The sequence below is a fragment of the Kaistia sp. SLG-1 genome (assembly GCF_059699055.1).
Window position 1 is genome coordinate 3,218,983 of sequence record NZ_AP048544.1, and the last position, 14,906, is coordinate 3,233,888.

At 66.9% G+C, this 14,906-nt stretch carries 12 protein-coding genes; 4 read left to right on the top strand and 8 right to left on the bottom strand.

Annotation, left to right across the window (positions count from 1 at the left end; all coding sequences use genetic code 11):
- Positions 1-3: 3 nt before the first annotated feature.
- From AC6HZP_RS14605 to AC6HZP_RS14620, 4 genes are all read right to left on the bottom strand, one after another.
- Positions 4-696, bottom strand: a complete 693-nt coding sequence (locus AC6HZP_RS14605) for a PIG-L deacetylase family protein (RefSeq protein ID WP_201399865.1) — start codon at positions 694-696, stop codon at positions 4-6.
- Entirely contained in the window at positions 693-1,613 is a 921-nt protein-coding gene (locus tag AC6HZP_RS14610) for a methionyl-tRNA formyltransferase (protein ID WP_497523448.1), read from the bottom strand. The genes AC6HZP_RS14605 and AC6HZP_RS14610 overlap by 4 nt, the downstream gene beginning before the upstream one ends.
- On the bottom strand, positions 1,610-2,293 hold the full coding sequence (locus tag AC6HZP_RS14615; protein WP_497523449.1) for a sugar transferase: 684 nt from the start codon (positions 2,291-2,293) through the stop codon (positions 1,610-1,612). The genes AC6HZP_RS14610 and AC6HZP_RS14615 overlap by 4 nt, the downstream gene beginning before the upstream one ends.
- Positions 2,294-2,423: 130 nt before the next feature.
- A complete protein-coding gene (locus tag AC6HZP_RS14620) occupies positions 2,424-3,767 on the bottom strand; it encodes a polysaccharide biosynthesis/export family protein (RefSeq protein WP_497523450.1) in 1,344 nt (447 codons plus the stop codon).
- Between the two features lie 121 nt (positions 3,768-3,888).
- Here AC6HZP_RS14620 and AC6HZP_RS14625 point away from each other — a divergent pair, with 121 nt between their 5' ends.
- On the top strand, positions 3,889-5,079 hold the full coding sequence (locus AC6HZP_RS14625) for a glycosyltransferase family 4 protein (protein WP_497523451.1): 1,191 nt from the start codon (positions 3,889-3,891) through the stop codon (positions 5,077-5,079).
- A 75-nt stretch (positions 5,080-5,154) separates the two neighbouring features.
- Here the strand turns inward: AC6HZP_RS14625 and AC6HZP_RS14630 are convergent, their stop codons facing one another.
- Positions 5,155-7,392 (bottom strand): GumC family protein, encoded by a 2,238-nt coding sequence (locus AC6HZP_RS14630; protein WP_497523452.1) that lies wholly within the window; start codon positions 7,390-7,392, stop codon positions 5,155-5,157.
- A 173-nt stretch (positions 7,393-7,565) separates the two neighbouring features.
- Here AC6HZP_RS14630 and AC6HZP_RS14635 point away from each other — a divergent pair, with 173 nt between their 5' ends.
- Positions 7,566-8,867 (top strand): O-antigen ligase family protein, encoded by a 1,302-nt coding sequence (locus AC6HZP_RS14635; protein ID WP_497523453.1) that lies wholly within the window; start codon positions 7,566-7,568, stop codon positions 8,865-8,867.
- Between the two features lie 37 nt (positions 8,868-8,904).
- Here the strand turns inward: AC6HZP_RS14635 and AC6HZP_RS14640 are convergent, their stop codons facing one another.
- Genes AC6HZP_RS14640 through AC6HZP_RS14650 form a run of 3 tightly spaced genes read right to left on the bottom strand, consistent with a single transcriptional unit; the run spans position 8,905 to position 12,388 of the window.
- A complete protein-coding gene (locus AC6HZP_RS14640) occupies positions 8,905-10,419 on the bottom strand; it encodes a pectate lyase (protein WP_497523454.1) in 1,515 nt (504 codons plus the stop codon).
- Positions 10,416-11,276 (bottom strand): ATP-binding protein, encoded by an 861-nt coding sequence (locus AC6HZP_RS14645; RefSeq protein ID WP_497523455.1) that lies wholly within the window; start codon positions 11,274-11,276, stop codon positions 10,416-10,418. Before AC6HZP_RS14645 ends, AC6HZP_RS14640 begins: the two co-directional genes overlap by 4 nt.
- Positions 11,277-11,311: 35 nt before the next feature.
- A complete protein-coding gene (locus AC6HZP_RS14650; RefSeq protein WP_497523456.1) occupies positions 11,312-12,388 on the bottom strand; it encodes a glycosyltransferase in 1,077 nt (358 codons plus the stop codon).
- 871 nt (positions 12,389-13,259) lie between these two features.
- On the opposite strand from AC6HZP_RS14650, the gene AC6HZP_RS14655 reads away from it, so the two are divergent.
- On the top strand, positions 13,260-14,249 hold the full coding sequence (locus AC6HZP_RS14655; protein ID WP_497523457.1) for a sensor histidine kinase: 990 nt from the start codon (positions 13,260-13,262) through the stop codon (positions 14,247-14,249).
- A complete protein-coding gene (locus AC6HZP_RS14660; RefSeq protein ID WP_201399874.1) occupies positions 14,246-14,905 on the top strand; it encodes a response regulator in 660 nt (219 codons plus the stop codon). The genes AC6HZP_RS14655 and AC6HZP_RS14660 overlap by 4 nt, the downstream gene beginning before the upstream one ends.
- Position 14,906: the final 1 nt, after the last annotated feature.

Genomic DNA, 14,906 nt, shown 5'->3' on the forward strand with positions numbered 1-14,906 from the left:
GCTTCAGGCGCGGATCACATGCCTCACGAGAACAAAGGCTTCGGCGGCGCGGCAGTGCACGGAGGCGCCGCGCAGCATGGCGAGCGCCGTGAGCGCCTCGACCGACCGCTCATGCGGAAAGGGACGGAGCTGCGAGGCGAACATCTGCATCGCCTCGATCTTCGTTGTCAGCGTTTCGTTGACGTCGATGAAGACGTTCGGCAGGAAACCGGGCGTCACATAGGGCGCGTTCCAGTTGGTCTCCGACAGCGTCTCATAGGCGAGGATGGTCGCCGGGAATTCCGCCTGGTGCGGCCGCGCCGCGACCATCGCCGACAGGAAGGTCAGCTGGTGGTCGGCGTGGATGTCGCCGACGAAAGGGATGATCAGCGTCGTCGGGTTGAGGTCGAGCACGACCTTGCGCAACGCGGCGTTCAGCTGGGCATGCGGCGTGTCGAAGAGCTGGGCCGCCGGCTGGCCGAGCCAGAGCGTCTGGCGGACGCCGAGCAGCGCATGCGCGCGCGCCGCCTCGCCCTGCACCCGCGTCACCTGCTCGGCCGAGAAGTCCGGCGGCTGGCCGCTGGTGACCACGGCGACGAACACCTCCTGGCCGGCCCTGGCGAGGCGGGCCATGGTGCCGCCGGCGCCGAGGATCTCGTCGTCGGGATGCGGCGCGATCACCAGCGTGCGGCCGAAGGTTTCCAGCGAACCCGTCATCCGAGGCATGCTCCCAGCTTGGAATGAAGGCGGGGCCGGTCCGTGACGCCGCCGTCGCGCCGCCAGGCGGTGATGTCGATCGCCTCGCCGTCGCCGCAGCGGACGGTGAAGCCGGACGGCGTGTGGCTCTGGACCTGCCCCGGCAGGCCGATGAAGCGGTGCGAGTCGGCGAACCGGGTCGCCGCGTCGACGATGAGGCGCTGGCCGTCGGCGGTGGTGAAGGCCCCGGGATAGGGATCGCCCACCGCCCGGATCAGCCGCAGCACCGCCTCGGCCGGCTCGCGCCAGTCGATCCGGCCGTCCTCCGCCGTCCGCCGGGCGCAATAGGTGGCCTTCGCATGGTCCTGCTCGATCCTGGGCGCCTCGCCCTTCAGGACGAGCGCGACCGCCTCCGGCAGCATCCGCGCCAGCGCCTCGGTCTGCTTGTCATAGAGGCCGCGCGCGGTCTCGTCGGGGCGGACCGTGATCATCTGCTGCAACAGGATCGGCCCGGAATCGACGCCGGCGTCGAGCCAGAACAAGGTCGCCGCCGTCTCCCGCTTGCCGAGCAGGATGGTCCAGGGGATCACCGCGCGACCGCGCATATGCGGCAGCGCCGCCGGATGAAAGCCGACATTGCCGATCCGCGCGACCGACAGGAACGCATCGCGGCAGACCTGCGACCAGCCGATCACCAGCACGAGGTCGGTCTCGAATTCCCGGAGCGCCGCGAGCGCCTCGGGGCCATTGATATCGACAGCATGCACCAGCGCGCCGCCGCCGGCCTGCGCCAGCGGCCCGAGATCGACATAGTCGGAATGGCGGCGGGCCGCCTCCGGCGGCAGGGTGATCACCAGGCCCGGCGCCAATCCAGCGTCGAGCAGCGCACGGAGCCCGATCGCCGAGCCTTCGACGGCGCCGATGAAAGCGATGTTCATGCGCTGGGCTCCCGGCTGAAGGGCAGATCGAGACCGGCCGCGCGGATGGCGAGATGCGCCTCGGCCTCGGCCAGCGGCGCCGGTCGCACCCGTTCGCCACCGACGATGGTGACGACGGTGAGGACGAGGATGCGGAGATCGAGCGACAGGGTGCGGTGGTCGACATACCAGATGTCGAGCGCTAGCTTCTCGGCATTGGTCAGGCGCGTATTGCCGTTCACCTGCGCCCAGCCGGTTAGCCCCGGCCGGACCCGACAGCGCAGCTCGCCGAGGCGCCCGAAGGCGGCGATCGTCTCGGGCTTCAGCGGCCGTGGCCCGACGAAGCTCATGTCGCCAGCCGCGATGGAAAGAAGCTGCGTGATCTCGTCGAGCCGCACCCGGCGGATCCAGCGGGTCACCGCCGTTTCGCGCTGCGCGTCCGGCAGAAGCTGGCCGGCCTCGTCGCGCCGATCCTGCATCGTCCGGAACTTCACCACCCGGAACGGCCGCTCCCCGAGGCCGCAGCGTTCCTGCCGGAAGAGAAGCGGCCGGCCGAGGGCGGCCCAGACGAGAGAGGCCGTCACCAGCGCCGGCAGCGCGGCGACCAGAAGCGCGGCGAGCGCGACCAGGCGTTGGCCGGACGCCGGCGCCGGCACGGCAACGTCCCGCGCCACCAACTCCTTCTCCATTCCTGCCAGCATCGGACACCCCCTCGAAAGCGGCGCGGGATCGACGGCGCGATGGGCGCCGGTTCCCCCGAAAAGTTCCAACTCCCTGCTCCGTCGCGCGCTCCGCCCACGCGAAACGGCATCCAATTCGCGCGAACGCGGCCTATTGCGACGGCTGCGCCGCGGGCGGCTGCAGCGCGGCCAACGGCGCGTTGTTGTGCGTGCTGCGGATGCTGACGATGACGACGTCGCCCGGCTGCAGCAGCGTCGCGGGCGTCGCGCGCAGGTCGGCATTGCCGGCGGCGTCGGCCCGTCGCACCGTGAAATCCAGGATGACTTCCTTGTTGTCCGCCATCTGCTGCGCCGTCATGGCGGAGAGAAGCATCAGTTGCTCCTCGGCGGTGCGGCGCGTGCCGATCGCGGTGATCAGGGCGGAGGTGTGCGTCTGCAGGTCGACCAACGCCTGCATGTGCCGGGCCTGTTCGAGGTCGGCCAGCTGGCGCTTCAATGTCCCGATCTCGCGCCGCCCGTCCGATTGCTGGCTCATGACCTGCAATTGCCGCGACTCTTCCGCCGTCAGCTGGCGTTCCAGGTTGGACACGTCGGTCAGGGTCTTGATGCCGCGCTGTTGCAGGCCCTGCCCGCGCTCCAGGTCGGCCCGGCTGAATTCGACCGACTTCGCGACCTTGTCCGCCATCTCCACCAGCAGTTCCTGCCCCCGCGCCGCTTCGGCGATATTCTCGAGCAGGATCTTCTTCTGGGCGGCGAAGCCGTTTCGGTCGCTGTCGAGAATCCGCATCTCGACCTCGCGCATGATGTCGGCCGCGGGCCCCTTCACATAGGCGCGCGCCGATTCCGGAACGTCCTCGTCCCGGATCGCGTCGCCGCCATTGAGCTGCGCCTGCAATCGCGCGATCGACAGACCTTCGCGGATGATGGTGTTCTCCACCGCCTCCAGCTCGCCATGAATTCGCGCGCGGGCGAGAACCGGATCCTCGCCATTGGCCGCGGTGATCTGGCCGCCGGCAAGGCCCATCGCCTTCTCGACGGTCAGTCGCGCCTGGAACGGATAGGATCCGGGCTGGCGGACATCGCCGATCACGAAGACCGGACGATAGGCGGCGACCGACAGGGCGATCTTCGGCTGAACGAAGATCTTCCGCTCCGCATAGATCGCGTTCACGTGCTCGAGCGCCGCCGCGATCGTATAGCCGGCCACCGAAACGCCGCCGAGCAGGGGCGCCTGGATCGTCCCGTCGGCCGCGATCGGCAGATCGACCGGCTCCTTTTCATCGTCGAGGATATCGAACCGGAGCATGTCCCCCGGCTCCAGGAGAACCTCCGGCTCAGCGGCGAGCACGGACATCGTGCTGCCCACGACGATGAACCCCGCAATCAATACTGACAAAAACCTGACGATCGAGAGACAACCAAACATGACAACCCCTTCAGATAAAATGGATCTGAATGGAACACTTCGGCACACCCAGCATATACTGAATTGCATATTTCTGTAATTTCAATCCATGCTAACCTTCCGAAGCTTTCTCGAGCGAATGACAATCTTCAAAAACAACGTTCGGCATATCAGCCGGATCTAAGCAGCCCGGAGCGGAGGCGATCTGTTCATGGTTCAACATGCCGGCACATGGGCCTTCCAGACCGCCGCCGCGCCGCGCCTGACCGTCGCCGTCGTCTGCAGCTACACGGTATCGCTGGTCAATTTCCGCTACCGGCTGCTGGCGACCATGATCGAAGGCGGCCACCAGGTCGTCGCCTTCGGTCCGGAGGATGATGGCCCGACGATCGAGGCGCTGGCCCGGATCGGCGTGCGCTTTGTCAAAATTCCGATGGCGCGGGCCGGCCTCGATCCCTGGGAAGACCTCAGGACCCTCACCGCGCTCTATCGCGAGCTGCGGCGGCTCTCGCCGGATCTGATCCTCTGCTACACCATGAAGCCGATCATCTACGGCCTGATCGCCGCGCGCCTCGCGGGCATCCGGCGACGGCACGCGCTCGTCACGGGGCTCGGCTACGTCTTCGGCGGTGATGAGAGCGACCGCCGTCTCGGCCACATCCGCCGGATCTCGACCTGGCTGTACCGGATCGCCCTGCACGGCGACGGCCGCGTCTTCGTCTACAACGAGGCAGATGCCGACGACATCCGGGCCGGCCGCATGGTCCAGGATCCCAGGCGCATCGTCGCCGTTCCCGGCTCCGGCATCGACCTGACCCATTTCGCCGCCTCGGAGGTGCCGGGCGGCGCGCCCGCCTTCCTGATGGTGGCGCGCATCCTGCGCGAGAAGGGGCCGGTCGACTTCGTCGAGGCGGCGCGGCGCCTGCGCCGGCGCTATCCCCACGTCCGCTTCCAGATCCTCGGACCACAGGACCCGAGCCCGCTGGCGATCTCGCGCGACGAGATCGATCGCTGGGCGGCGGACGGGACGATCGAATATCTCGGCGAGACCGCGGACGTGCGACCCTACCTCACCTCCAGCACCGTCTTCGTCCTGCCGTCCTATTATCGCGAGGGCCTGCCCCGCAGCATCCTGGAAGCGCTGGCGACGGGACGTGCCGTCATCACCACCGACTTGCCCGGCTGCCGCGACGCCGTCGACCCCGGCGAAAACGGCTTCCTCGTCCCGCCGCGCGACCCGGAAGCCCTCGCGGCGGCGATGGAGCGCTTCATCGTCGATCCGGCTCTGGCCGCCACGATGGGCCGACGCTCGCTGGAGATTGCGCGTGCGCGCTTCGACGTCGAGGCAGTCAACCGCCTTCTCCTCACCGAGATGGGGCTGGTAGCGCCGACGCATATCTGAAGCAGCTTGCACGTCAGCAGCTTGCACTTCCAAACCTCCCTGCACGACGTCCTCCATCGTCCTTCCCGCCCCGCCTCACACTTCGAGATAGGCCCGCGCCTGCCGGCGATGGTTCAGCGCGCCGAGCGTTTCCTGCCCGGGCTGCGCATTCGCCTCGACGCCGTTCAGCACGGTGCCGATCAGAGGCGCATGGTTGATCTGCAGGCGCGAGACGGCATTGGTCAGCTCCTGCTCCGTGGTGCGGCCGAACCGGACGACGAGCAGCACCGCGTCGACGAAGGGCAGCAGCCAGTTGGCGTCCTCGAGGATGAGCACCGGGGCGCAATGGATCACGATCATGTCGTAGCTGGTGCGCAGATCCTCGATCACCCGGCGCATGTCGTCCGAGCGAACGCGGCGGTCGGCATGGCCGCCCCGCGGCGTCTCGAACGCGGTGATCACATCGAGCCCCGGCACGTCGGCAACCGGCTGGATGGCGTCGACGAGCCGGCAGGATCCGGCAAGGACGTCGCCGAGGGCGCGGCCGGGCGGAACGGCGGCAAGACCCGAACGGTCGGGAGCCGGCGGATCGAAGTCGATCAGCACCGTGCCGATCCCGTCATGGGCTGCCGAATAGGCAAAGCCGAGCGCGATGGCGGCCGAGCCGTCCTTCGGCAGGGGCGAGGCGAACAATATGATCGGCTTCGCCACCGGGAGCCGCACGCGACAGGCGAGATAGAGCGCGCGCAGCGCCTCCGTATAAAGCGAGCGCGGTCCTTCCAGCAGCCGCGCCAGCGTCGGCGTGCGCCGCCCGAACCAGCGCCGCGCCTCCTTCGGGATGCTGGCCAGATTGGGCGCGCCGACGATCTGCAGGATGCGCTGGCCGGACCGGATCCGCATGTCGAGCGCCTCGAACATGACGGCAAGCACGATCGCCAGCACCGTCGCGCCGATCAGGCCGCCCGCAAAGATGCGGCTGCGCTGCGGGAAGGAAGGCTGCGTCGGCACCGCGGCGATCGAGACCACGCGGGCGCTCGGCTTCGCCACCTCCGCGTAGGGATCGAGCCCGCCCAGGCGCCCGACGACCAGATCATGCAGCTTCTGATCGGCCAGGAGATCGCGCTCGAGCTCGCGCAGGCGGATCTCCGCCAGGCTGCGCTGGCGCAGCGTCGCCCGGAGATCGGCGATCTGCGCCTCGAGCTGCTGCACGCGATCGGAGATGATCGCCTCCTCGCCCGACATTTCATCGACGATGTGGCGAAGTTCGCTCGAGATCATGGCGTCGACGCTGGCGAGCTCGGCATCGGCCTTGAGCACCTGCGGATGGTTGGTTCCGAGGTTGGACGCATATTGCGCGCGCTCGCGCATCAGCGTCGCCTTGTTGTCGCGCAAGCTCGCGAGCAGCGGCGACGTCAGCGTGGTTCCTTCGAGTTCCACGCCGCCTTCCTGGACGATGCGTCCCTGATCGCGCCGGGCGCGGACGCCGGCAAGCTCGACCCGCGCCGCGGTCAGCTGGGTGTTCATGCCGTCGATCCTCTGGCGCAGGATGTCGTCGCGCACATCGGAGGCGAGCTCGTTGACGCGGCTGAACTCGGCGATCTCGCGCTCGTTCTGGGCGATCCGCGCGGCGACCTGCGCGGCGCGATCGCGCAGGAAGCTGACCGCGTCGGTCATCGCCTCCTTCTTCAGGCTGCGCGACCAGTCGACATAGGTGTTGGCCACCGTGTTGGCGAGCGCCGCCGACAGGTCCGGATCGGGGCTAATGATATGGATCGTGACGGCTAGGCTCTCGCCGGTGCGGGTCGCCGACAATTTCGACAGCAGCATGGTGATGGCCTGGTCGCGCTGCACCGTGAGCGGCGGCAGCTTGGCCGGCGCGTTCGACCCGCCGAACAGGCGATCGAAGAAGCCGGGCGGCTCGGCCGCCTCGCGCGCCGCCGCCAGATAGGTGTTGAACCAGGGGTGCTCGACCAGGTTCATCGCATCGACCACGCGACCGATGAAGACGCGCGAGGTGATGATGTCCATCTCGGTCTCCATGGCCGAGCGGTCGCGGACATCCCCCTGCATCGCCGTCACCGCTTCGAGCATCGGCGTGTCGTTGCGCTCCAGCACGATCGCCGACGTCGCCGTGTAGCTGTTGCGCATCGACGCGAGCGCGATGACGAGCAGCGCGACGGAGACCGCGATGAAGATCGAGATAAAGTATTTGTGCCGGCGCAGCAGCGCCCACATTTCGCGAAGACCGACAACATGCAGCGGTTTGGCCGGCGCTAATATTTCTTCAACAGACCCAGGACGTGCATTCGGATCAAATTTGATTGACGAATCCATCACAATGTACCTGCGATTAAATTATATCGTGATCAGCCCCCGAATTTTCTACACACCATAGACCTATCACCCTCCCATCATGAGATCAGTAAACTTATGTTTACTGTTTCCAATCGTAAATCTTCAGCTAGGATCAAGAGACATTCCGCTGCGTCCACCCGTCGGGAGACCGCATGGATCAATCGTCGTCCTTTCCCGGATCTCCGCCATATCGCGCCACGGCGGTCCGCGCGGCGCCTGTCGCCGGCACGGCGGCGCAGCGGGCTGAATTCGCGCTCGCCTGCGCGGTCGTGTTCTTCGCGCCGATGAACTTCGTGCGGCTGCCGAACTTCTACTTCACGGCCAGCGACGCCTTCGCCTGCCTCTGCCTCGGCTTCATGATCCTGAACCGCTCGCTGCCCCTGAAGCCGCTGGGTCCGGGAACGGCCTACTGGCTGTTCGGGCTGACGCTGATGGTGGGAGCGCTGCTCGGCAGCAGCCTGCTGGCGAGCGTCGTCGATCGCGGGCTGATCCTGTCGATCCAGTATCTGTTCGCCTATCTGCTGCTGCCGCTCGTCCTGCTCGGTCGCCCCTGGAAGCAGACGACGATCCTGATGAAGGTCTTCGTCGCCTCGATCATCCTGATGATCCTGCACGGCATCTACGTCATCGACATTCTGAAGGAGACCAACACCACCTTCGTCAGTGGCAGCGGCCGGCTGATGGGCTTCGTCGAGCGCGACAACGAATGCGGCGGCCTGATCGCGCTGACCGTACCGATGATCCTGGCGATGACCTCGATGCGCACCCTCCATCCGCTGATCACGCTGGCGATCCTGCCGCTCATCACCTACGGCATCATGCTGACCGGCTCGAACACCGCGCTCTATGCCATGCTCTACGGCCTCGGCGTCTTCTTCCTCGCCACCATCACGCCGCAGCGCGCCGCGATCGGCGTCGCGGCCGTCATGCTGATGGTGAGCGGCCTGAACACGCCCGTCATCCGCGACAACCTGCCGGCCACGTTCCAGAAGCGGGTGCTGACCGGGCTCGAGAGCGGCGACCTGAGCGAGGCCGGCACCTTCGACGACCGCATGCGGATGATCCAGGAGGCGTCCGGCTTCGCCGGCGACGTCGTGCTGGTCGGCTACGGGGCCGACCAGTATCGCGAGATCAGCGCGTTCCATGCGCCGGTGCACAATCTCTACCTGCTGATGTGGAACGAAGGCGGCCTGATCGCCCTCGGCGGCTTCCTGCTCATGCTGACCGGCGGCTTCATCGCGCTGGCGACGCCGCTGCGATATCGCGGCAGCCGGGAGGTCTTCGTGGGCGGCTTCGCGACGCTCAGCCTGTTCGCGGTGCTGATCAACGCCGTTCCGCATGTCTATGGCCGGTTCTGGGCCGTACCCGTCCTGCTCTCGATCGCTCCCGCCGTCACCTTCCTGAACGAGGGCCCGATACGGCAGCGCAAACGGATCGGACGCGCGCGCGCCTGAGGGGGGCAAGATCTGGACGCGCTCACGCGCCGGCGGGTCAATTCGCGGGGACATCGACGGACCTCGCGGAATGCATGCCGACGCCGTCGCCGGCCAGTTCATGCAGATATTCTTCAAGATTGGTCCACCCGTCGCCGTCCCGGTCCAGCGCACCGTCGCGCGGGTCGGCGGGATTGAGCCCCTTCGACGTCTCCCAGGCATCGGGCATGCCGTCCTGGTCGCGGTCGGGCGGCGGCGGCGCGGCGGCGAGCGTCGGCCAGCCGCCGACCGCCTCGGGATTCGACTTCAGCAGGCTGCCCGAACGCGCGCGGACGGCCTCGACCATCCGCCGATCGACGGCGTCGCGCTTCGGCCGCGTCGCGCCGGCGCTGGCCAGCACGTCGTCATAGGCCTGGCGCGGCGGGCTGGCGCGGACGTTCGCCACGTCGAAGGGGCTCGAGACCAGATAGTTCCGCCACTCCTCCGCGATGACCTGGTCATCCCCCACGCTCTCGTCGGGCCGGTAGGTCTCGTCGAGATTGTCCGAGAGGAAGAGCGAGAAGCCGTGGTCGCCCTGGCGGAACAGATAGACCAGATGGTCGTCCTTCTCGCTCCTGCCCGCGATCTTGTAGTTGCCGATCACATTCGCCCGGACCCGGGTCCAGCGATCGCTGAAGCTGATCACATAGTCCCAGATCGGCGAATAGAGGACGTTGTTGACCACGTCCGCCACGCCGCCGGGATCGCGCATCTGGAACTGCGGATTGCGGAACTTGCCGAACGCGAAGAGGGTGTGGTGGACGGAGATGTTGCCGCCCATCGTCATCAGCATGTTGCGCGCGCGGTCGTGCTTGCTCGGGCCGCCGTCGAGCAGCGGTTCGGTCACGAAGCCCCATTGGAAGGTGACGTTGGTCGCCCCCTCGGAATCGATCGTCTCGTCGGAGCCCCAGCTTGCCGAGACGTGGTCGACGATGATGTCGGTGGCCTCCTTGCCGTAGAAGCCGAGCGCGCCCGAGCAGCAGGCCTTGATGGCATGCGGCCCCGGCCTGAGGCGGAGATGGCGGATGATGACGTCATGGGTGACGACCTCGATCGACGGGCGGATCTGCCGTGGCCCGTTGCGGATCGCGATGCCATCGCCCGGAGCCGTCTCGCCGGCGATCGTCAGGTAGGGATGGAGGACGACAAGCGAGCGGAAGTTGAGCGTGATGGTGCCGCTGGTGCGGAAGATGCAGGTCCGCGGCCCCTCGGCGCCGATGCAGGCGCGCAGCGACCCCACGCCGCGATCCGCCGTCGTGGTGACGAAGATGACGCGGCCGCCTCGCCCGCCCTTCGCGCCGGCGCCAAACCCCTCGGCCGTCGGGAACGCGCGCTGGCGCCCGTCCGGCAGCTTCGGCGGGATCGGAATACCGGACCCGGCGGCGGAGGCTTCCTGCAGGTGCAGCCGCGCGAGCCAGTGCGGGATCAGCCCGACCAGATGTCCCCTGGTCGCGAACAGCCCGACCGCCGCCAAAGCGAGGCACGCCACGAGGATCAGGCGCCTGGCGTCGCGAAGCGGACCGGTCCGGTTCATGACACCTCCCTCTGGCGCGTCGCGGCCGCGGTTTCCAGCACCAACTCTTCGATTTCGGATCCCCTGCCGATCCGCGCGAGCACCTGGAAGTCGCCCTCCGGGCCCAGTTCGAACAGGGTTCCGTCATGCTTCGATCCGTCGGTCTTCACGACCAGCAGAAGCGCGCCCGGCCCCCGGCAATAGGCGCGAATGTTGGCGATCGCCACGCGCAGCCGCTCGGGCCGGAAATAGCCGAGATTAAGGATGTTCGCGGCGCGGATGAAATCGAAACGCGCCGCGAAGGACGGCTCCCGGACGAAGATGTCGTTCTCGACGAGCCGTATGGCCTGGCCGACCAGCGCCCGGCTCTCCATCCGCACCGGCAGCGACGCCCCCGCCGCGATCCGCCGGCGCAGGCGCGGCCGCAGCATCGAACGGGCCAGGAGGCGCGGCAGAACCGCGAGCGTGACGTAGTCGAGCCGCCGCACCCAGGCGCGGATGCCGACGCCGGCGACGCCATATTGCAGCGGCCAGCCATCGGGATCGGCGAGCACGTGAACGCCCGGAGCGAGATCGACCAGATGCGCGTCGATGAAGAGATCGGTGCCGACGACGCGCGGCACGGCGCCTTGCGCGCGCAGGAAATCGGCGAGCTCGATCGTCGTCAGGCCCGTCGAGGCGCCGATGTCGAGCACCGCGCAGGGCCCCTTCACGCGCGCCCGCACCATCGGCGCGAACCGCTCCTCGAGGACCGCGAAGCGCGACGGCCGCGTGAGCTTGAACGTGCCGTTGCGCATCTTCAGGCTCGAAAAGAACTCGCACTCCCGCGCGAGGTCGGCGGGGGCGGCGGAGAAGAAGCGTTTCGCTGTCAGCATCATGATCCGCGATCTCCGGGCACGACCTCCAACTCCCCTCAGGCCTGGCCGATGAACGAGGCGTAGCGACGCGCGATCTGCGGCAACGAGTAGTTCTCGTCGACGCGGCGGCGCGCGGCGGCGGACAGGCCGGCATAGTCCTGCAGGCCGATGCCGAGCATCCGGCACATCGCCTCGCCCAGGGCGTCGGCATCGCCGGGCGGAACCACCAGCCCGGTCTCCCCGACCACCGCCGCGGCGTCGCCGACATCGGTGGTGACGACCGGCTTGCCATAGCTCATCGCCTCGGCGACGACGTTCGGGAACCCCTCCGTGCGCGACGACAGGACGAGGATGTCGATGCTGCGGTAGAAGGCGTCCATGTCGGTCACCTCGCCGCTGAGCGTGATGGAATCCTGCGACAGGCCGGCCTCGGCGATCATGTCGCGCACGGTCGCATTGTCGTCGGAGAGGCCGGCGCCGACCGCCATGAAGCGCGCCGCCGGATGCCGCTGGCGGACCCGGGCGGCGGCCCGGAAGAAGGTGGCGTGATCCTTCTGGCGGTGCAGGCGCGCCGCGATGCCGAAAACCTGCGGGACGCGGCAGGCCGGCTGCTCGGCAACCGGCTCGAACCCGTTCGGGATCACTTCCATGTTCTGGTTGGCGAAGCCGAAACGGCGATGCTGCTCCAGCGCTCGCGAAGAGTTGAAGATGATGCCGTCCGGCAAGCGGGAGAGCCGCCGCGCCACGCGCAGCGCCTGGCGCGTGTTCCACGAGAGCGCGGCCGGATCGTCCAGCGCCTGGCGGACATTCCAGAACACCGGCACGCGCTCACCGGAAAACCGCGCCGCCAGAACGCCGGCGATCATGGCGTGATACATCCAGCAGAGGATGACGCGTGGCCGCTCGCGCGCGATCAGCCGCGAAAGCCGGAGAATGGCAGGCAGCGCCCCGGCCATCGAGCGGGCGTGGAGCGGCACGTAGCGGACGGCGCCGCCCTCGAGCCCGCGATGATTGTCGGAGATGTCGATCAGCGAAGCGACGATGGCCGGCTCTGTCGACACACGCAGGAGCCGCGAAAGCATAGCCTCCGCGCCGGCTTGAGCCGTGTAGTTCGTAATGACGTGCATTATCATACTACAGAGCGCTCCCAGATTTCCTTTTACTGATGCTCCGAAGCAGGCATCAGAGGAAACAAATTGACGCCGATCCCAAATTGATACAAATTTCAAACCAATATCGAAATGCAATCTAAACTCCGGAAGTCGCTGACCGCAGGGAGCGGATTGGGATCTCTCGGAAATCATCGAACCGGACTGGGATTGCCGGCGAGTTCGTCGCCGCTGCAAGTATAACTTAGAATTCGTTCCCTGTTCTTCGAGTAGCATAGTCCGCCGGGCGCGTAGTCTGGGAGGATTAAAAGCCTGACACGCTTCGCCGCCTCCCCTGACAAAGCAACATCAAACCCGGAAACTTCCGGCGACCCGCCGCATCGGAGGCCGTTTCGGCTTTGCCGGCCCCCTCCGATCCAGGACGAGACGCCCGCTCCCGAAGGATCGTTTCACCCTGCAACCCCGGCGAGCGCCGGGACCTACGAGGCGGCACCTACCCGAGAATGCAACCAGACGATATTCGACAACCATGGATGTACGTAACGTAACCTGCGCCCCGTCCATACAATGTGACCGGAGACGCCAATTATCGGCGCAAAAATGGAGAGACGCGCAAGGACTTGGCCGGACAGTTACAGAGATCGCAATAATATATAAAGCGAGCAGGTAAGGCAGACATGGGACCGCATCTGGGATTTGCTCACGGTTGGTTGAAACGAGTCTACTTTGAACCGGAAATTATTCATGCTATCCCAATCAGCAAGCGAAGCTTCGCCATGGGTCGTGGGCACATCAAAAAGGGCGAAGGGGCATAACCCGTCGCACTCGGAATGGGGGCTTTCTCCTGACGCACTTCCCCCCGCTCCGGAATGAACTTCACCTAAGGGGTTCGCAGATGACATTGTCTCCGGAAATTTCGGCCAGTGATGATTCAGTAATATTTCAGATTGCTTCACCCTTTACTGACGACAATTTGGACGAAGAACCTTCCGAACCGTCAAATGGACTATCTCGAGAAAAAATCGGCTTCTCGGGAGGCCTGCCGTCGAACAATCCGCAGGCGATCCAGGAGACGATTCACGGGACCCGCCCCAGAAAATCGGCAAGTCGATCGGTCAACAGCAAGCACAGGTCGGCCGCCCCGAGCCTCATCGGGCCGAGCGGCCGCGATCCCGTCGACGGGGGCTGGGCCGCAGCGGCGGCGCTGGCCGACGCCCAGCCGGCGATGTGGACGATCCTGACGCGGGAGAGGCAGCGGCTCTCGCGCGACATCCATGACGTCTCGGGCCAGTACATCGTCTCGATCCTGTTCCGCCTCGCGGCGCTGGAAAGGACGGTCACGGATTCCCGCCTGCTGGCCCATTTCTCCAACCTCCGCCAGACCCTGACCCGGTTCAGCGAGGAATTGCAGCAGATCGCGACCGGAGAACGGGTCGGCGTGCCGCTCGGCTATCGCCTGGTCGCGGCGCTGGCGGACCTGATCGGGCGATGGGAGATGGAGGTCGAGATCGAGGCCCGCTTCCGTCATCGCGGCATGAACCGCGACCTGGACAACCGCACCGCCGAGACGATCTACCGGATCGTCCAGGAGGCGCTGACCAACATCGCCAAGCACGCCGCCACCGCCTCCGCCGTGACGGTACGCCTGCGGCGCATGCCGGATTCCGTCAGCATCGTCATCGAGGATGACGGACGCGGCCCGGACAGCGCGATCGATACCGCGCGGGCGCGCCGCGGCTCCGGCATCGCCGGCATGAGCCAGCGCGTCGCCGAGCTGGGCGGCGTCTTCTCCATCCGCACCCGGCCGGGCGGAAAGGGCACCCGGCTGGCGGCGACGATCCCGCTGGTCGCCTCCCCGCTTCAACCAGTCGGGGTTACGCGATGAGCTATCCTATCCGGACCGTGATCGTGGACGATCATCCCGTTGTGGTGGCCGGCGCCAAGGCGCTGATCGAGACGTCGCAGGACATCATCTGCGTCGGCGAGGCGAACAACGGCGCCGACGCACTGGAGCTGATCGGGCGCACGGCGCCCGACGTCTCCGTGCTCGACGTCTCGCTGCCCGACATGAACGGGCTCGTTCTGACCGAGCAGATCATCAAGCGCGGCTACTCGGCCCATGTCGTGATCATGACGCTCTATCACGAGCGCAGCTATGTGCAGCAAGCGCTGCAGGTCGGGGCGAAGGGCTTCGTGCAGAAGTGCTCGGCCGGGCAGAACCTCTTGCTCGCGATCCGCTCGGTCATGCTGGGCGGCCTGTTCTTCGATCCGCCGACGGCGAGCGAGATGACCGCGGCGCCGGCCGAGCAGAACGCCGCGATCACCAAGTCGGTCGGGGCGCTCGGGCTGACGGCGCGCGAGCAGGACGTGCTGCGCATGGTGGCGCTCGGCTATTCGAACAAGGAGATCGCCGCGCGCGCCAATATCAGCATCAAGTCGATCGAGACCTACAAGGCGCGGGCGACCGAGAAGCTGAAGCTGCATTCGCGCGCCCAGATCGTCCACTTCGCCGTGACGCATGGCTGGATGAACGTCACCTGAG